This window comes from Citrobacter freundii ATCC 8090 = MTCC 1658 = NBRC 12681 (assembly GCF_011064845.1).
Lineage (GTDB): Bacteria > Pseudomonadota > Gammaproteobacteria > Enterobacterales > Enterobacteriaceae > Citrobacter > Citrobacter freundii.
Genome location: NZ_CP049015.1, coordinates 486986 through 505436, shown reverse-complemented (window position 1 = coordinate 505436; position 18451 = coordinate 486986). Strand labels below are relative to the sequence as shown.

Below are 18451 nucleotides of genomic sequence, written 5' to 3'. Positions count from 1 at the left end.
TTACTTATACCCGATCGTCAGGGGATCCGCCAACTGTGATAGCGTCTGCGGTTTTAAACGCTATATTCATGTCATGATTCACAGTTCTGTAAGCAAGAAGATTTATATACATTTTCTTTTGTGGCTTAGATCTTAAAAGGATGCCCCTGATGATTAAGTTTAGTGCAACGCTTCTGGCAACGCTGATTGCAGCCAGCGTCAATGCCGCGACCGTCGATCTGCGTATAATGGAAACCACTGATTTGCATAGCAATATGATGGATTTCGATTATTACAAAGATACACCGACTGAAAAATTCGGTCTGGTACGAACGGCAAGTCTTATCAACGCTGCGCGTGGAGAAGTCAAAAACAGCGTGCTGGTTGATAATGGCGATCTGATTCAGGGCAGCCCGCTCGGGGATTACATGGCGGCCAAAGGGCTGAAAGCTGGCGAAACTCACCCGGTATATAAAGCGCTGAATACCCTGGATTACGCGGTGGGTAACCTCGGCAACCATGAATTCAACTACGGTCTTGAGTATCTGCACAACGCGCTGGCAGGGGCGAAGTTCCCTTACGTTAACGCCAATATCATCGACGTTAAGACCAAAAAGCCGCTGTTTACGCCTTATCTGATCAAAGACACTGAGGTTGTCGACAAAGAAGGGAACAAGCAGACGCTGAAGATTGGCTATATCGGTTTTGTGCCACCGCAGATTATGACCTGGGATAAAGCCAACCTCAGCGGTAAAGTGACGGTGAACGACATTACGGAAACTGCACGCAAATATGTTCCCGAAATGCGAGAAAAAGGTGCCGATGTCGTGGTGGTAGTTGCTCACTCCGGGCTTTCTGCCGACCCGTATCAAACCATGGCGGAAAACTCCGTTTATTACCTCAGTGAAGTCCCAGGCGTGGATGCCATTATGTTTGGCCACGCTCACGCCGTTTTCCCTGGTAAAGACTTTGCCAACATCAAAGGTGCAGATATCACAAAAGGTACGCTGAATGGGGTTCCGGCGGTGATGCCGGGTATGTGGGGCGATCATCTGGGGGTGGTGGATTTAGTGCTGAATAACGACAGCGGTAAATGGCAGGTCACCCAGGTGAAAGCCGAAGCACGTCCGATTTATGACGCGGCAGCGAAAAAATCACTGGCAGCAGAAGACAAAAAAATCGTTGAGATCCTGAAAGCCGATCACGACGCCACGCGTGAGTTTGTCAGCAAACCGATCGGTAAATCCGCCGACAATATGTACAGCTATCTGGCGCTGGTACAGGATGATCCGACCGTACAGGTGGTGAACAACGCGCAGAAAGCCTATGTGGAACACTTTATTCAGGGCGATCCGGATCTGGCAAAACTACCGGTACTTTCCGCCGCCGCGCCGTTTAAGGTCGGTGGGCGTAAGAACGATCCGGCAAGCTTTGTAGAAGTCGAAAAAGGCCAGTTAACCTTCCGTAACGCCGCTGATTTGTATCTCTATCCCAACACTCTGGTGGTGGTGAAAGCCAGCGGTAAAGAGGTGAAAGAGTGGCTGGAATGTTCCGCCGGGCAGTTCAATCAGATTGATATCCACAGCAGCAAACCACAGTCGTTGATTAACTGGGACGGCTTCCGTACCTATAATTTCGACGTGATTGATGGCGTGAATTATCAGATTGATGTTTCACAACCCGCCCGCTACGACGGGGAATGTCAGACCATTAATCCGAAAGCGGAACGTATTAAAAATCTGACCTTTAACGGCAAACCAATCGATCCGAATGCTACCTTCCTCGTCGCGACCAACAACTACCGCGCCTACGGCGGTAAGTTTGCCGGAACCGGCGACAACCACATCGCGTTTGCTTCTCCGGATGAAAACCGCTCGGTGCTGGCCGCGTGGATTGGTGCGGAGACGAAGCGTGCCGGTGAAATTCATCCGGCGGCAGATAACAACTGGCGTCTGGCGCCAATTCACAGCGATACGCCATTGGATATTCGCTTTGAAACATCACCGTCTGATAAAGCCGCGGCGTTTATTAAAGAGAAAGGCCAGTATCCGCTGAAAAAAGTCGCGACCGATGACATCGGTTTCGCCATTTACCAGCTGGATTTAAGTAAGTAATTTTCGTGCCGGATGCGACGCAATAGCGTCTTATCCGGCCTACGAGTCGAAGTAATCTGTAGGCCGGATAAGGCGTTAGCCGCCATCCGGCAATACTTTACGCCGCCCGCTCTTCCCGCTGCGCTAAAACCTGCGGCAAATTCAGTTCTATCCAGTCCGCCAGCGCGGCGACTTTATCGCTCACCTGCTCCCCCAACTGCGTCAAACTATATTCCACGTGCGGCGGTACCACCGGATATGACACCCGATTGATAAACCCGTCCTGCTCCAGCGCCTGCAGAGATTGCGCCAGCATCTTTTCACTGACCCCGCCCATCTTACGGCGCAAATCGCTGAAACGGTGCGTACCGTCGCGCAGCGCCACCAGAATCAATACACCCCAGCGGCTGGTGACGTGTTTTAACACCTCGCGGGAGGGACACTGTTCGGCAAACAAGTTGCCATCGCGTAACTGCTGGGAGAGCGTCGAAGCTGTCATTTTCATACTAACCTTTTTGTACGTACTTACTAAAAGTAAGTTTAGGTGTTAGCGTGATTAAACACAAGACCAATACCAAGGAGTCACCCCATGATCGCGATTACCGGCGCCACCGGCCAACTGGGCCAACACGTTATTGAATCTCTGCTGAAAACCGTTCCTGCCAGCCAGATTGTGGCAATCGTGCGTAATCCCGCTAAAGCGACGGCGCTTAGTCAGCAGGGCATTACCGTTCGTCAGGCGGATTACAGCGATGAAGCCGCCTTTACAACTGCCTTACAGGGTATCGACAAGCTACTGCTGATCTCCTCCAGCGAAGTGGGACAACGTGCCCCGCAGCATCGCAACGTGATTAATGCAGCGAAAGCCGCTCACGTGAAATTTATCGCCTACACCAGCCTGCTGCACGCCGACACCTCTCCGCTGGGGCTGGCTGATGAGCATGTGGCAACCGAGCAGATGCTGGCTGAATCCGGTATCGCCTACGCGCTACTGCGTAACGGCTGGTACACCGAAAACTATCTCGCCAGCGCACCGGCTGCTCTGGAACATGGCGTGTTTATCGGGGCTGCAGGTGAAGGCAAAATTGCCTCAGCGACCCGCGCCGACTATGCCGCTGCCGCCGCGCGCGTCATCAGTGAAGACGGTCACGCCGGTAAAACCTATGAGCTGGCGGGCGACGCAGGCTGGACCCTGAGTCAGTTGGCTGCCGAGCTGGCAAAACAGAGTGGTAAAAAAGTGGTGTATCAGAACCTGAGCGAAGCTGATTTTGCCGCCGCGCTAAAAGGTGTAGGTCTGCCTGCCGGACTGGCGGACATGCTGGCTGACTCAGACACTGGCGCCTCCAAAGGCGGTCTGTTCGACGACAGCCATACGCTGAGCAAACTGATTGGTCGCCCGACCACCTCGCTGGCTGACAGCGTCAAAGGCATCGTGTAAGTGTTAAAAATTAGTTAATTGTGGTGGCATCCCCACGCATCCTCTCTGATAATGACAGGATGATGCGTGGGGAGAGAAAACGTGCAAGGTGTACCTGAGCAGTTTATTGATGAGAAAGACAGCGCCCGCTTTCGCCATCTGGCGCAGGTGCCGGGCGTAGAGCTGTATCATGCGCACATCTCACGTTACGCCTTTGAGCCGCACACACATGAAGCATTCGGCATTGGCGCGATAGAAGCCGGAGCCGAACGTTTTCGTTATCGCGGCACGCAGTACGTGGCCCCCGCCCATTCCGTCGTAACCATGAATCCCGATGAGCTGCACACCGGCGAGGCCGAAACCGCCGATGGCTGGCGCTATCGGATGATTTATCTTGAGCCCGATCTTCTGGAAGAGGTCACTGGGATCCGCCACTGGTGGTTTCATGACGTAACGCGTCATGATCCGCTGCGCTCGCGCCAGATCTGCTCGCTGATCCACGGCCTGTGGAACACGGAAGATCCGTTGGCGCAAAAAGGACTATTGCTCGATCTGATCGACACGTTCCAGCCGCTGGCCCGCCATGCACCGGTTTTGCCGGAGGGGGCGCATCGCTTTGAACGAGTACGCGAGTATCTGCACGATAATTATATGCATCCGGTCACGCTCGACGAGCTGGCGCGGGTTGCATCGCTGAGTCCCTGGCATTTTCAGCGCCAGTTTAAATCTCATTTCCACGTCACGCCGCACCAGATGTTGATGGCGATCCGCCTGTGGCGAGCCAAAGGTTTTCTCACTTGCGGTATGCCCGCCGCAGAGGTCGCCGCCGCAACCGGCCTCACCGACCAGTCGCATCTCACCCGCGCGTTTACCCATCGCTACGGCATTACGCCAGTGCGTTATCAGAAACAAGTCGTCCGGCGTTGATCAGCAATCTCATACAATACGGCGGCATTTTTCCTGCCTACACTCGACGTATTGTTAAGCGATGTGGATATCAAAAATGATTAGCGGTGTGTTGTATGCCCTGCTGGCCGGGCTGATGTGGGGATTAATTTTTGTTGGACCGCTGATCGTACCGGAATACCCGGCGGTATTGCAGTCGATGGGGCGCTATCTGGCGCTGGGGCTGATCGCATTGCCGATTGCCTGGCTGGGACGTGTGCGCCTGCGTCAACTCGGGCGGAAAGACTGGGTAACTGCGCTGACGCTAACAATGATGGGGAATCTGATTTATTACGTTTGCCTGGCAAGCGCTATCCAGCGCACCGGCGCACCGGTCTCCACGATGATTATTGGTACATTGCCGGTGGTGATCCCGGTCTTCGCTAACCTCCTCTACAGCCAGCGTGACGGCAAATTATCATGGTGGCGTTTGTCGCCTGCGCTGGTGTTGATTGGTATAGGCCTGCTGTGCGTGAATATCTCGGAGCTGAATCAGGGACTCCCTGACTTTAGCGGCTGGCGATATGGCTCTGGAATCGCACTGGCGCTGATTTCGGTGGTGTGTTGGGCGTGGTATGCGCTGCGTAATGCCCGCTGGCTGCGCGAGAATCCGGATAAGCACCCGATGATGTGGGCGACGGCTCAGGCTCTGGTAACGCTGCCTGTTTCTCTGCTCGGCTATATTGCCGCCTGCCTGTGGCTGAACGGGCAAACGCCGGACTTCGCTCTGCCCTTCGGTCCGCGTCCAGCCGTGTTTATCGGCCTGATGATAGCCATTGCGGTATTGTGTTCTTGGGTTGGCGCACTGTGCTGGAACGTCGCCAGCCAGAAGCTGCCGACGGTGATCCTCGGCCCGTTGATTGTCTTCGAAACGCTGGCTGGCCTGCTGTACACCTTTATACTGCGCCAGGAATTTCCACCGTTGCTGACGGTAAGCGGTATTACGCTGCTGATGGTTGGGGTAGTGATAGCCGTCAGAGCCAAGCCGCAGAAACCCAGCGTCATGGTGGTTTCACAATCATAATGTGCCGGATGGTGCTCCGCTTATCCGGCCTACTGGATAATATCTTGTAGGCCGGAGCAGACGTTAAACTGTAAACACCGCCACCGTCTGGTTCAACCGTGCGGCCTGCTCTTCGAGCGCGGCTGCGGCGGAAGCGGATTCCTCCACCAGCGAGGCATTTTGCTGCGTGACGCGATCCATCTCAGCCACCGCCTGACCGACCTGATCGATACCCCGACTCTGTTCATCAGAGGCCGACGCAATTTCACCCATAATATCGGTTACCTGGGTGACGGCACTGACAATTTCCGCCATCGTCTCACCCGCTTCATGCACCAGCGCCGTACCGGCATTGACCCGATTCCCTGAGTCATCAATCAGCGCCTTAATCTCTTTCGCCGCCTGAGCGCTACGCTGCGCCAGCGTGCGCACCTCACCTGCGACTACAGCAAAGCCACGCCCCTGTTCGCCAGCCCGCGCCGCTTCTACCGCCGCGTTCAGCGCCAGGATGTTGGTCTGGAAAGCAATACCGTCGATAACAGTGGTAATTTGCGCGATTTTGCTGGAACTGGTGGCGATTTCATCCATCGTACGCACCACGCTATCAACCACTGTTCCGCCTTTTTGCGCCGTATGTGAGGCGTTTTTTGCCAGGCTGGTCGCCTGACGCGCGTTATCTGCGTTCTGTCTCACAGTTGCGGTAAGTTGTTCCATGCTGGCTGCGGTCTCCTCCAGAGAGGCGGCCTGCTGTTCGGTACGTGACGAGAGATCGTTACTGCCAGCGGCAATTTCACCCGCGCCGGTATAGATGGTGTCAGCCCCGTCACGCACCACGCTGACCGTGTTCGCCAGCGCCTGCTGCATGTCGCGGACGTTGCCTGCCAGCAGCGCCATTTCATTACTGCCATCGGCGTTGATGCAGTGAGTCAAATCACCTGCGGCAATATGGCGAATATGTCCCATCACCTCGTGGAGCGGCTTGAGCAGCACTCGCTGCATCGCCAGCCAACTGGCGATAATCACGGTGACGACAATCAACATCACCGCGGACAGCAGCCAGATTATCTTCTGGTAGTCACTCTCATTGTCCTGTACTCCGGCAGTGGCCAGCGCCGTTTGCGCGCTACGCCATTCCCGATAAACTTCCTGCATGGCCGTTTGCTTTTGCTCGGCGTTCTGCTTGAACATCTCTTCCAGCTTTCCTTCAGCCAGCAGCGCGTTCATTTTTGCCAGCGTCGCAGAATAGATGCCGTACTGTTCTTCCAGTCGATCGGCCAGATGCTCATCCAACCCCGGCGTTTCCGGTAGAGCGTAGTATTTATCGTAATGCTCTTTCGATTCGGCCAACAGGCGATTTGCCGTGTTCACCAGCTCCTTCAACTGACCGCCGTTAATCTCGCTGGCCATCGTTCCCTGTAAACGCAGCATGCCCCGGTTGAGCGTGACGCGAGCCTGGTTCAGGCTAATCCACGCATCGGTAAACTCGGCCACGTTCTGGCTGGAAAGTTGAGACACGTTAAAGTTCTGCTTATCGTTATTGAGTGCGCCAATAAAAACGCCCGCGGAGATGAGCTGCATTGCGCCCAGGGCGAGTAACACGGTGATAAGTAAGGTTATCACTTTGATTCGTTTGAACATCTGTAGCCTTTTTATTATGCAGGTATTGTCTGAGGTCTAACTATCGGCAGCGGCGTGCGCTTATTTAATCCTGTCGTGCCGCTTTTTTCGCCGCCCCTCACCTTTCCAATAAGATTCAGCACCTTAACGAAATAAGAAATTTTCGTGACGTTCATCACAAATCACCCCACCCCGAAAGGGTTATATCCTTCGCCATAAGTTGTATTTAAAATACATCTTATATTATTGAGAATGAGGTAACGGCAATGTCTTATCGCGATCAACCTTTAGGTGAACTGGCGCTCTCTATTCCTCGCGCTTCGGCCCTGTTTCGTAAATACGATATGGATTACTGCTGCGGCGGTAAGCAAACGCTGGCACGCGCTGCCGCGCGTAAAGAGCTGGATTTAGACGTTATTGAGGCGCAGCTTGCGCAGCTGGCTGAACAGCCGCTGGAGAAAGACTGGCGTACCGTGGCTCTGGCTGAAATCATCGACCATATCATCGTGCGTTATCACGACAGACACCGCGAACAGCTGCCGGAGCTGATCCTGCAGGCCACAAAAGTTGAACGCGTTCACGCAGACAAACCGAACGTACCGCGCGGTCTGGCGAAAAACCTGACCATGCTGCATGAAGAGCTGTCCAGCCACATGATGAAAGAAGAGCAGATCCTGTTCCCGATGATCAAACAGGGCATGGGTAGCCAGGCGATGGGGCCAATCAGCGTGATGGAAAGCGAACATGACGATGCGGGTGAACTGGTGGAAGTGATCAAACACATCACCCACAACGTGACGCCGCCGCCAGAAGCCTGCACCACATGGAAAGCCATGTATAACGGCATTAACGAAATGATCGATGACCTGATGGAACACATCAGCCTGGAAAACAATGTGTTGTTCCCGCGTGCCCTCGCAGGTGAATAAAAAAAGGCGCCCGAGAGCGCCTTCCTGAAGTCCGAATTCGGCCACTGCTTATGTGGCCTTTTTTGTGTCCGATATGACAACGCTTAACGCATACCCGCCATACGTTTCTTACCGATAAACAACCAGCCCAGACCCAGCGCGATGAACCACAGCGGCGTCACCATCAACGCCTGACGGGTATCATCTTCCAGCGTCAGCAGTACCAGTACGAAGACGAAGAACGCCATACATACCCAGCACATCAGCTTGCCTAACGGCATCTTGTAGATTGATTTTTCATGCAGGTGAGGACGTTGCTTGCGGTACACCAGGTACGAGCAAAGAATGATGGTCCAGACGAACATGAACAGAATCGCCGACACGGTGGTGATCATGGTGAACGCGCCAATCACGCTCGGGTTCACGTACAGCATCACCACGCCGCCCAACAGACAGATACAGGAGAAGGTTAACCCCTTCGCCGGAACTGCGCGTTTAGACAGCTTGGCAAATGCTTTCGGTGCAACGCCTTCCTGCGCCAGGCCGAACAGCATACGGCTGGTAGAGAACACGCCGCTGTTTGCGGAAGAGGCCGCTGAAGTCAGAACCACAAAGTTGATCAGGCTCGCCGCAGCAGGCAGACCAACCAGCACAAACAGTTCAACGAATGGGCTCTTGGTTGGTACTACTGAGCTCCACGGCGTTACGGACATAATCACGATCAGCGCGAACACGTAGAACATGATAATACGGATTGGAATCGAGTTAATGGCGCGCGGCAGAGATTTCTCAGGATCCTTGGTTTCCGCAGCGGTCGTTCCCACCAGCTCAATACCCACAAACGCGAACACCGCTATCTGGAAGCCGGCAAAGAAGCCGCTCAGACCTTTCGGGAACCAGCCACCGTCATTCCACAGATGCGTGAACGATGCCTGAACGCCGGTTGGCGACTGGAAGTGCGTCAGCACCATCACCAGACCGACGACAATCAGGCCGATGATGGCGACGATTTTGATCATCGCAAACCAGAACTCCATCTCACCGAACATTTTTACGGTGGCGAGGTTGAGGCTCAGCAGCAGCACAATCACCGCCAGCGAGGCGACCCAGTCTGACAGTTCGGGGAACCAGAATTGCGCATACGCGGTAATCGCGACAACGTCTGCCATCCCAGTAACGACCCAGCAGAACCAGTAGGTCCAGCCGGTAAAATACCCGGCCCACGGCCCGAGCAGGTCGGAGGCGAAATCACTAAACGATTTGTACTCCAGATTCGAGAGCAGCAATTCACCCATTGCCCGCATCACGAAAAACAGCATAAAACCGATGATCATATATACAAAGATGATCGACGGTCCGGCGAGACTGATGGTTTTACCGGAGCCCATAAACAGGCCAGTACCGATAGCACCACCAATAGCAATAAGTTGAATATGACGGTTTGTGAGATTGCGCCGTAGCGACTGTTCAGACGACGCCTCTTCAGCGGTGTCGACTTTTACCTGATCTACCATGTTTTTTCTTCCTGTACCTGTCTGTGTTGTTCAGGCTCTACGGCCTTTAGTGTGTCTATGATACGACGATCCTGTTATCAGGACTCATCGATATTAGGTAAGAATTGGCGGGATGAATACTAAGATTTAGATATAATGTTAATTTAATGTTTAAAGTGAGTGTCATATCACTCTGATAGCGCGAATCAGCTCACAAAAATACACGCTGATGCGGCATTTGCAAGATAAAATATCGACAACGACGTAACTATAGCTTTTCACGCTATTTTTTTGCTCCCCCCGGCCTCGGGGGGAACAGAAGTCACTGCTTACAGGATCTCAAGCAGCTCAACGTCGAACACCAGCGTGCTGAACGGAGGAATGGACGCGCCAGCACCACGCTCGCCGTAAGCCAGTTCCTGAGGAATAGTCAGTTCCCATTTCGAACCTACCGGCATCAGGGTCAGTGCTTCAATCCAGCCAGGGATTACGCCGTTAACCGGGAATTCAGCCGGTTCGCCACGTGCGACAGAGCTGTCAAACACGGTACCGTCGATCAGTTTACCAGTATAATGCACGCGAACGCGGTCAGTACGCGCCGGAATAGCCCCTTCGCCCTGAGTCAGAACACGGAACTGCAAACCGGATTCAGTGCTGTTCACACCCTCTTTCTCACGGTTTTCTTCCAGATATTTGACGCCATCAGCCGCCATAGCCTGGAAGCGTTCGCGACGTACTGCATCGGCGCGTTCATGGATTTCACGCAGCGCGCGATGCACAACATCAACCGGCACTGCCGGGTGCTTACCTTCCAGCGCGTCAGCGATACCCGCTACCAGCGCTTCAGGCAACAGTCCTTCCAGTCCGGATTCGCTCAGCTGTTGTCCTACCTGCAAACCAATGCCGTAGCTTGCTTGCGCTTCGATAGTGTCAAAAGTCGGGTTAGCCATCATATTTCCTTTCATCGGATGTAAAGTAGCGGGCAGCATATCAGCCATGCCGCATCCGGTAAAACTTTGTCTCGGGAACAGATGACAAATCGCGAGGAAACATAAACAATAGGAATATCCCGCGTTGACGTCACGAAAGCGGGTAATATGACGAACATCATAGCGTTAGCCATCTATACTCTATGATCGAGGAACGAGACGCGGAGCAGGAGGAAAGCCATGCCCGGGCGCTTTGAATTAAAACCAACCCTGGCGAAAATCTGGCATGCACCGGACAATTTTCGCATTATGGATCCGCTACCGCCTATGCACCGCCGCGGCATTATTATTGCTGCTATCGTGCTGGTGATAGGTTTCCTGCTTCCTTCCAGTGACACCAGCGATGCCCCTGTGGTGACGCGTACTGCCCAGCTGGATTTACAGTCACAGTCGCAGCCACCAACCGAGGCTCAGCTACAGGCACAGTTAGTCGCCCCGCAAAACGATCCCGGCCAGGTCGCTCCGGTTGCTCCAGAGCCAATCCAGGAAGGAGAACCTGATGCGCAGCCGCAGGCTCAGCAATCTCAGCCGCAGACGCAACCTTTCCAACAGGATAACGGAATTGAGCAACAGTGGCGCTCTTATCGCGTAGACTCGGGCAAAACGCTGGCCCAGGTCTTCCGTGACCATAACCTCCCGCCAACCGATGTGTATGCAATGGCGCAGGTTGAAGGCGCGGGAAAACCGCTAAGCAACCTGAAAGACGGTCAGATGGTGCAGATCAGGCAGAATGCCAATGGCGTGGTGACGGGATTAACCATTGATACCGGGAATGGCCAGCAGGTTCTGTTCACCCGCCAGCCAAACGGCAGTTTTATTCGCGCCCGTTAAGCGACGCCATCAGGCATCAAGGTGAAGCGTCAGCGCTTCACCTTATTCACCCACCAGATCCCCGAACAGACCAGCACCAGTGCCAGTGCGTATTTCCATTCGAGAATGTTTTCGCCGAGGAATATCGCCGACAGCAGCGCCCCCGAAACCGGGATCAGGAAGTTAAACGGCGCAATCATTCCCACACGATTATGCTTGAGCAGAATACTCCACAAGGCAAAGGCGACAGAAGAGAGTAACGTCAGGTAGCCCAGAATTGCCACCGAAGACGCACCGTGTACGGTCAGCGTGCCGCCAAAAGCGTAGCCACCGATAACCAACGCTAGACCGCCACCGCCCAACTGGTACCCTGTCATTACCGTCGGATCCACCGTCTGAGAAATACGTTTTCCATATAGCGTGGCAGCAGAAAGAATAAAGGCCGCCATCACTACTGAACCGTCTCCTAACAGGCTGAAACTAAAATCCATTCCGCTGCTAAAGTTCACTACCATCACCCCAGCAAAGCCGAGGATACAGCCCAGCGCTTTGTTGTAGCTCAATTTGTCATTATGGTAGATAAAATGGGCCAGCAGCACGCTGAAGAAGGTCCCGGTCGCATTCATGATGGACCCTTTCACCCCCGTCGTGAACGCCAGGCCGATATAGAAGAAGATGTATTGCAGCGAGGTTTGCGTCAGCCCCAACAGCGTGAGTTGGCCATACTGACGCGGGCTTAACCGGCCAATCGGTTTTCGCTGTGCCAGCGCCAGCATTAGCAGCAATATTCCCGCAAACAGAAAGCGATATCCGGCAAAGACAATCTTTGAGGGAATGTCATCCGTGGCAATCTGGAAGATCTCATATCCGCTTTTGATCGCCGGATAGGCGCTCCCCCACAGCAGGCAGCAGAACGCCGCACTCAGATAGACAACATTTTTACGCGCAAACAGAGGTTGGTGCGTTGGTTCCATTCCATCACCACTTTGAAATAATGTTTTATTTTTGTGATTATCCCGAAAAGGATAAAGAATAGCCAGAGAGAAAAGCGGGGGAACAGAAAAGCAAAACGCCGGCACAGGGCCGGCGCTTTTACGCGGTCATCAGAATAAAAACTTATTCTGCAACTACGTTTACAGTCAGCTTAGCAAACACTTCGCTGTGAACCTGGAAGCTCACTTCGTGCTCACCAGTGGTACGCAGAACGCCGTTCGGCAGACGAACTTCGCTCTTAGCTACTTCAACGCCAGCTGCAGTTACAGCGTCAGCGATGTCGCGAGTACCGATGGAACCGAACAGTTTACCTTCGTCGCCAGCTTTAGACGCGATGGTTACGGTTTCCAGTGCGTTGATTTTCTCAGCACGAGCTTCAGCAGCGGACAGAACGTCAGCCAGTTTAGCTTCCAGCTCAGCGCGACGCGCTTCGAAAAATTCAACGTTTTTCTTGGTAGCAGGAACAGCTTTACCCTGTGGTACCAGGAAGTTACGAGCATAGCCCGCTTTAACGTTAACCTGATCACCCAGGCTACCCAGGTTTGCTACTTTATCAAGCAGAATAACTTGCATTACCTTATCCTCTCAAAGTCGTATTAATGGACCGTGACCGATTACTGATGACGATCAGTGTACGGCAGCAGAGACAGGTAGCGAGCGCGTTTGATAGCGCGAGCCAGCTGACGCTGGTATTTTGCACGGGTACCGGTGATACGGCTTGGGACAATCTTACCGCTTTCGGTGATGTAGTTTTTCAGCGTAGCGATATCTTTATAGTCGATCTCTTGAACGCCTTCCGCGGTGAAACGGCAGAACTTGCGACGACGGAAATAACGTGCCATATGGCTAGTCTCCAGAATCTATCAATTCAATCTGCTCGGCATGCAGAACCATTTTGCTCAGGCCGTTCTTTGCCTTGTGGCAAGAGATGAACCCCTGAACGGTCACTGCGCTACCGACCGTTATACTGTGAGTAATGGCCTGGTTTTCGTGTCCGCTAATAATAACGGGCATTTGGCACCACGCCTGCCGGTGAAACCCGGCTTCCTCCTGCACAGAACGATGCTCAAGCACGAACTGGCAATGAGGAATTCCTGATGGACTGACCTTTCGAAGGGGAGCCCTGCACACGGTGCCGGACAACGCCAGACGGTTGGTCATCAGAAATTACTCTTCAGAATCCCCAGCTTCAGCATCATCTGCGGTTTCGTTAGCGAAATCATCGCGACGCTCACGGCGCTCGTCTTTCGCTTTAACCATCGGAGATGCTTCGGTAACAGCGTGTTTAGTACGCATAACCATGCTGCGGATAACGGCATCGTTGAAGCGGAAGGTAGTTTCCAGCTCATCGATCACTTCCTGCGGCGCTTCAACGTTCATCAGAACGTAGTGAGCTTTGTGCAGTTTGTTGATCGGGTAAGCCAGCTGACGGCGGCCCCAGTCTTCCAGACGGTGGATCGTGCCTTCTGCACCAGTGATGGCAGCAGTGTAGCGTTCGATCATACCCGGAACCTGTTCGCTCTGGTCAGGATGGACCATAAAAACGATTTCGTAATGACGCATCGAATTGCTCCTTACGGATTATTCAGCCTCCTGTCTGGGTCAGCCGAGGCCCATGGAGGCAAGGAACGTGTTAAAGGTCGGCTGAAAAATGACGCGTCATAATACTGGGGTCAGCAGTTAAACTCAAGGTGCTTGTACGATTATTTATCATGTCGCCATTAATACATATCCAGCAGCATTTTGACGCTGATACAAATAGAGACGATGACAATCATAGGTCGGATGACTTTCTTGCCGCGCGTCAGTACGACTGTCGCCCCCAGACGTGCGCCAAGGGATTGTCCGGCAAACATCACCAGCCCCAGCGACCAGATCATTTTACCGCCGAAAATGAAGAACAGAATCGAGGCAATGTTCGACGCTAGGTTAATAAAATTCGAGTGGATTTGCGCTTTATCGATACTGTATCCCCACAGCAGGATATAACAGAGCGTATAAAAGGAGCCGGCCCCGGCACCGAGAAAACCATCATAAAACCCAATACCTCCCCCGCAGATCAACGAGAAGAGAAACAGGGATACCTGCTGCTTCCTTTTCGGTTCGCTAAGATTAGGCGAAGAAATAAAGTAGATAGCGACCGCGATAATCAGGATCGGCAGCAGTTTCTTCAACACGTCCGGTTCAATAAACTGGATAAGCGTCGTACCCAGCGCAGAACCGATAAAGGCAGATAAAAAGACATATTTGTGCTCCTGCACATTAATATGTCCACGGCGTAAAAAGTAAATTCCGGAGGTCAGCGAGCTACCCAGTGCCTGAATTTTATTGGTTGCCAGCGCATTAGCCGGGGGTAAACCAGAAATTAAGAGAGCGCCAATAGAGAGAAAACCACCGCCGCCCGACACCACGTTAATAAAGCCAGCCACCAGCGCGACCATAAACATAATCACGAAATAGCTGAAATCCATGAATGAAGTATCCATAAGTTTTTGCCTTATTATCATAAAGTTATATTAATTATCTGGCTCACTATAAACGGCGTACTCACCCGATTAAATTGACTATTTGGTAAGAGCTTATGCGCGCAAGGCAGGTATTTTTAACCGTAGCGGAAGGCATCAGCTGATTGTTAATTAAAGAAAAGATGGCTTTGCGGTAATTTTTTGAACAACTGCATCAGAAATGGTCGCTATCGACTGCGCCGGCAGCGGTTAAAATTAAATCAGAAGTTATCCACTCACAGGAGAGAGCTAACCAGAGACCGCAGTCGAGGAGGTACATATGCGAGCCCGTGTTTTGACCCTTCTGGCTGTACTTTTGCTCAGTGCAAATGCAACGGCAGCCATCAAAATTGACAATCATCAGGCCAGGAATATGGATGATGTGCAGAGCTTAGGCGTTATTTACATAAATCATAACTTCGCCACTGAAAGTGAAGCCACTCAGGCCCTGAATGAAGAAACCGATGCGCAAGGCGCAACCTACTATCACGTGATCCTCACCAGGGAACCCGGTAGTAACGGAAATATGCACGCCAGTGCAGATATTTATCGCTAGCACCAGAAACAACCAACGAGAACATTGCCACAGTTTGACTTGCCCCCTTCACTGGGGGCTTTTTTTTGCAAAACAATCCCGAAGCCAGACCGATCTCATCCCCATGAAGAGTTGGCTCCGGAACGTTTTTTCTTACTTCTGGCCGTAATAGGCATTTGGGCCGTGCTTACGCATGAAGTGCTTATTCATCAGGTAACTGTCGATGGGGCTGAGCGCCGGATTAATGCCACGCGCAATCCATGCCATTTTTGCCACCTCTTCCATCACCACAGCGTTATGTACCGCGTCGTGAGCATCTTTGCCCCAGGCAAACGGGCCATGTTGGTACACCACTACGCCAGGCGTATGTAAAGGTTCCACCTCCCCGAGCGTTTCAATAATCACCCTACCGGTATTAAGTTCATACTCCTCCTGAACTTCAGCTTCAGTTAAAGCCCGGGTACAGGGAATATCGCCAAAGAAGTAGTCAGCATGCGTCGTGCCGAGCGCAGGAATTGCCAGACCTGCCTGCGCCCATGCCGTCGCGTGGGTTGAGTGGGTATGCACCACGCCGCCGAGAGAGGAATAACGGCGATACAGCGCCAGATGGGTGGCGGTATCGGAAGAAGGACGATAGCGTCCCTCCACCACATTACCGTGCAGATCCACAACCACCATGTCATCCACTGTCATTGTTTGGTAGTCGACGCCGCTGGGCTTAATCACCACCAGCCCGCGTTCGCGGTCGATGGCGCTGACGTTACCCCAGGTAAACGTCACCAGACCGTAGCGCGGCAGATCCATGTTGGCCTCAAAAACCTGCTGTTTACGTTTTTGCATTACACTGCCTCCACCAGGCCCGCGCTGGCCATACGCGCTTTCACCCAGTCGCGCGCCTTCGCCACTTCACGTGCCGGGTCGTCCGACGTTTCGCTCCACATCTCAATCAGGTATGGCCCGCAATACCCACTCTGTTTGAGCGTCGCAAAACAACGTTCGAAATCGACAACCCCTTCACCAAACGGCACATTTTTGAATACGCCGGGTTTGGTATCTTTCACGTGTACGGCAACTATATGGCCCATTCCCGCCTGCAGCTCCATCTGCACGTCGTTATCCCACGCCGATAAATTGCCAATATCGGGATACAGCTGGAACCACGGATTGTTGAGATAGTGGGCGTATCCCAGTGCCTTACTGATCGAATTCATCAGTGGATAATCCATGATTTCCATCGCCAGCGTCACCTGTGCACGGCTCGCCATCTCTACGCTCTCTTTCAGCCCATCGCGGAACCGACGACGCGTTTCGTTATTGGCCTGCTGGTAATAAACGTCGTAACCCGCCAGCTGAATCACACGGATGCCGATATCCTGGGCGAACTGGATGGCTTTACGCATGATCTCCAGCCCCTGTTCGCGTACCGCATCATCTTCACTACCAAGCGGAAAACGACGATGAGCGCTCAGGCACATGGACGGTACCCGTATCCCGGTGTCGGCGATAGCGGCCACCAGCGCCAGTCGCTGCTCGCGGTTCCAGTCAAGACGCGCCAGGCGAGCGTCGGTTTCATCAACCGACATTTCGACAAAGTCAAAGCCCAGTTCCTTCGCCAGTTGCAAGCGTTCCAGCCAGCACTCCCCGCCGGGGAGTGCTTTTTCATAAATACCGAGCGGGACCTGTTTCGACAACATAGTCGCTCCTCATCCCCACAGTTGGGCGATAGAACGTTTGAACTGACGGGCCGCTTCCACCGGAGAGGCGGCATCGCGAATACTGCGGCCGGCAATAAAGACGTGAATCGGAATTCCCTGGAACAGCGGCAGATCTTCCAGCGCCAGACCGCCGGTGACGGTGACTTTAAAGCCCATCTCGGACAGACGCTTGATCGCGCTGATATCCGCTTCTCCCCACGCCACGCCCGCCGCCTGCGCATCACGACTGCGGTGATATACAACTTGCCCAATCCCTGCGTCACGCCACTCTTGCGCCTGCTCCCAGGTCCAGTAACCAGTCAGTTCAATCTGTACATCACCGTTAAATTCTTTCGCCACCTCCAGCGCACCCTTAGTGGTGTTGATATCGGCACAGCAGATGACGGTGACCCAGTCAGCGTTGGCTTCGAAACACATGCGGGAGAGGATTTTTCCCGCATCGGCAATTTTGGCGTCCGCCAGCACAATTTTATGTGGGTAAAGCGCTTTCAGATCGCGAACGGCGCGCACGCCCTCTGCCACGCAAAGAATAGTGCCCACCTCAATGATATCGACCTCTTCGGCAATCAGACGCGTCGTTTCATACGCGGAAGACATTGATTGGTTATCCAGCGCAACCTGCAACATAGGTAATGACATTTTGGTATCCTTTTAAACAGCCGCCGCAGTGGCGTTATCAATTAAATCCAACACTTCCTGCGCGGTGCGGCAGGCGCGTAAACGGTCGAAATTGGCTTCGTCATCAAAGAGATTCACGATCTGCATGATGCCCACTTCCTGATGCGTGTTGGCGTCAACTGCCGCCATCGTGATCAGAATGTCGACCGGGTCGTTATCCTCGTGGTTAAACACCAGCGGCGTTTTCAGCGTCACCAGCGCAAAACCGGTTTTCTTGACCCCTTCCTCCGGACGGCCGTGCGGCATCGCCAGGCCTGGCGCAATCACAAAGTACGGGCCAAACTGCTCAACGCCATCAAGGATGGCCTGGTAGTAGCGTGGTTCAACCACATCAGCCTTAACCAGCAGATCCACGCCAAGCTTTACCGCTTCCTGCCAGGTACTGGCCTCGGCTTGCAAAAGGATGGAACTATTGTCTGCCAGCGAGTCACGTAATTTCATATGCCGCCCCTTACTTCACGTCCTGCGGAAAATGCGCTTTGATCACTTCCAGCAGTTTTGGTCCAAAATCGGCAGGAGACAGCATGTTGCGTACGCCAACGACATATTTATTGCCAGAAACGGTAATCTCACCGGCGATATGCGTAGAGGCGATGATAATATCCGCTCCGCTCAGTTCACTTTTGTATTCACCCACGGCGCAGCTGTTTACCGTATGGTCAATATTTGACTGGGTTAAAAACTGGTCCACCTTCATTTTCATGATCATGGAACTGCCCTGCCCATTGCCACACACAGCCAGAATACGTACGGTCATAATCGGAACTCCTTA

Annotated in this window: 22 protein-coding genes; 7 read left to right on the top strand and 15 right to left on the bottom strand. The window is 53.1% G+C overall.

Annotation, left to right across the window (positions count from 1 at the left end; translation table 11 throughout):
- The first annotated feature begins 149 nt into the window (after nt 1–149).
- On the top strand, nt 150–2093 hold the full coding sequence (locus tag G4551_RS02515; protein ID WP_003839528.1) for a 2',3'-cyclic-nucleotide 2'-phosphodiesterase: 1944 nt from the start codon (nt 150–152) through the stop codon (nt 2091–2093).
- Between the two features lie 97 nt (nt 2094–2190).
- Here the strand turns inward: G4551_RS02515 and G4551_RS02510 are convergent, their stop codons facing one another.
- Nucleotides 2191–2571, bottom strand: a complete 381-nt coding sequence (locus G4551_RS02510) for a winged helix-turn-helix transcriptional regulator (RefSeq protein ID WP_003839526.1) — start codon at nt 2569–2571, stop codon at nt 2191–2193.
- A gap of 90 nt (nt 2572–2661) precedes the next feature.
- On the opposite strand from G4551_RS02510, the gene G4551_RS02505 reads away from it, so the two are divergent.
- From G4551_RS02505 to G4551_RS02495, 3 genes are all read left to right on the top strand, one after another.
- Nucleotides 2662–3510, top strand: coding sequence for an SDR family oxidoreductase (locus tag G4551_RS02505; protein WP_003839523.1), 849 nt, complete (start codon nt 2662–2664; stop codon nt 3508–3510).
- Nucleotides 3511–3591: 81 nt separating this feature from the next.
- Nucleotides 3592–4416, top strand: coding sequence for an AraC family transcriptional regulator (locus tag G4551_RS02500; protein ID WP_003025695.1), 825 nt, complete (start codon nt 3592–3594; stop codon nt 4414–4416).
- Nucleotides 4417–4492: 76 nt separating this feature from the next.
- Nucleotides 4493–5458, top strand: coding sequence for a DMT family transporter (locus tag G4551_RS02495; RefSeq protein ID WP_003025693.1), 966 nt, complete (start codon nt 4493–4495; stop codon nt 5456–5458).
- A 63-nt stretch (nt 5459–5521) separates the two neighbouring features.
- On the opposite strand, the gene G4551_RS02490 is transcribed toward G4551_RS02495, so the two are convergent.
- Nucleotides 5522–7075: a methyl-accepting chemotaxis protein gene (locus G4551_RS02490; protein WP_003839521.1), complete on the bottom strand. Its 1554-nt coding sequence runs from the start codon at nt 7073–7075 to the stop codon at nt 5522–5524.
- Nucleotides 7076–7320: 245 nt separating this feature from the next.
- Here G4551_RS02490 and ytfE point away from each other — a divergent pair, with 245 nt between their 5' ends.
- Nucleotides 7321–7983, top strand: coding sequence for an iron-sulfur cluster repair protein YtfE (gene ytfE, locus G4551_RS02485; RefSeq protein ID WP_003025690.1), 663 nt, complete (start codon nt 7321–7323; stop codon nt 7981–7983).
- 83 nt (nt 7984–8066) lie between these two features.
- Here ytfE and cycA read toward each other — a convergent pair whose 3' ends face one another.
- Nucleotides 8067–9476: a D-serine/D-alanine/glycine transporter gene (cycA, locus tag G4551_RS02480; protein ID WP_003025688.1), complete on the bottom strand. Its 1410-nt coding sequence runs from the start codon at nt 9474–9476 to the stop codon at nt 8067–8069.
- A 308-nt stretch (nt 9477–9784) separates the two neighbouring features.
- Complete coding sequence (fklB, locus tag G4551_RS02475) at nt 9785–10405, bottom strand: FKBP-type peptidyl-prolyl cis-trans isomerase (protein WP_003025685.1); 621 nt, start codon at nt 10403–10405, stop codon at nt 9785–9787.
- Between the two features lie 219 nt (nt 10406–10624).
- Between fklB and G4551_RS02470 the strand changes: the two genes are divergently transcribed.
- Complete coding sequence (locus G4551_RS02470; protein WP_003839518.1) at nt 10625–11275, top strand: LysM-like peptidoglycan-binding domain-containing protein; 651 nt, start codon at nt 10625–10627, stop codon at nt 11273–11275.
- 29 nt (nt 11276–11304) lie between these two features.
- Here G4551_RS02470 and G4551_RS02465 read toward each other — a convergent pair whose 3' ends face one another.
- The 6 genes from G4551_RS02465 to G4551_RS02440 form a co-directional block, all read right to left on the bottom strand.
- On the bottom strand, nt 11305–12228 hold the full coding sequence (locus G4551_RS02465; RefSeq protein WP_003839516.1) for a DMT family transporter: 924 nt from the start codon (nt 12226–12228) through the stop codon (nt 11305–11307).
- A 142-nt stretch (nt 12229–12370) separates the two neighbouring features.
- Nucleotides 12371–12820: a 50S ribosomal protein L9 gene (gene rplI, locus G4551_RS02460; RefSeq protein ID WP_003025676.1), complete on the bottom strand. Its 450-nt coding sequence runs from the start codon at nt 12818–12820 to the stop codon at nt 12371–12373.
- A 41-nt stretch (nt 12821–12861) separates the two neighbouring features.
- Nucleotides 12862–13089, bottom strand: a complete 228-nt coding sequence (gene rpsR / locus G4551_RS02455; protein WP_000135199.1) for a 30S ribosomal protein S18 — start codon at nt 13087–13089, stop codon at nt 12862–12864.
- Between the two features lie 4 nt (nt 13090–13093).
- A complete protein-coding gene (gene priB / locus G4551_RS02450) occupies nt 13094–13408 on the bottom strand; it encodes a primosomal replication protein N (RefSeq protein ID WP_003025674.1) in 315 nt (104 codons plus the stop codon).
- Between the two features lie 6 nt (nt 13409–13414).
- Nucleotides 13415–13810, bottom strand: coding sequence for a 30S ribosomal protein S6 (gene rpsF, locus G4551_RS02445; protein ID WP_003025672.1), 396 nt, complete (start codon nt 13808–13810; stop codon nt 13415–13417).
- Between the two features lie 158 nt (nt 13811–13968).
- Nucleotides 13969–14733: a TSUP family transporter gene (locus G4551_RS02440; RefSeq protein WP_003839513.1), complete on the bottom strand. Its 765-nt coding sequence runs from the start codon at nt 14731–14733 to the stop codon at nt 13969–13971.
- Between the two features lie 298 nt (nt 14734–15031).
- Between G4551_RS02440 and yjfY the strand changes: the two genes are divergently transcribed.
- Entirely contained in the window at nt 15032–15307 is a 276-nt protein-coding gene (gene yjfY / locus G4551_RS02435; RefSeq protein ID WP_003025668.1) for a DUF1471 family protein YjfY, read from the top strand.
- A 132-nt stretch (nt 15308–15439) separates the two neighbouring features.
- On the opposite strand, the gene G4551_RS02430 is transcribed toward yjfY, so the two are convergent.
- From G4551_RS02430 to ulaB, 5 genes are read right to left on the bottom strand one after another with little or no spacing between them, the layout of a single operon-like run.
- Nucleotides 15440–16126: an L-ribulose-5-phosphate 4-epimerase gene (locus tag G4551_RS02430; RefSeq protein ID WP_003839510.1), complete on the bottom strand. Its 687-nt coding sequence runs from the start codon at nt 16124–16126 to the stop codon at nt 15440–15442.
- Nucleotides 16126–16980, bottom strand: coding sequence for an L-ribulose-5-phosphate 3-epimerase (locus G4551_RS02425; protein WP_003839508.1), 855 nt, complete (start codon nt 16978–16980; stop codon nt 16126–16128). Before G4551_RS02425 ends, G4551_RS02430 begins: the two co-directional genes overlap by 1 nt.
- A gap of 9 nt (nt 16981–16989) precedes the next feature.
- Entirely contained in the window at nt 16990–17640 is a 651-nt protein-coding gene (gene ulaD / locus G4551_RS02420; RefSeq protein WP_003025660.1) for a 3-keto-L-gulonate-6-phosphate decarboxylase UlaD, read from the bottom strand.
- Nucleotides 17641–17652: 12 nt separating this feature from the next.
- Nucleotides 17653–18120, bottom strand: coding sequence for a PTS ascorbate transporter subunit IIA (ulaC, locus tag G4551_RS02415; protein WP_003025658.1), 468 nt, complete (start codon nt 18118–18120; stop codon nt 17653–17655).
- 10 nt (nt 18121–18130) lie between these two features.
- A complete protein-coding gene (ulaB, locus tag G4551_RS02410) occupies nt 18131–18436 on the bottom strand; it encodes a PTS ascorbate transporter subunit IIB (protein ID WP_003025655.1) in 306 nt (101 codons plus the stop codon).
- Nucleotides 18437–18451: the final 15 nt, after the last annotated feature.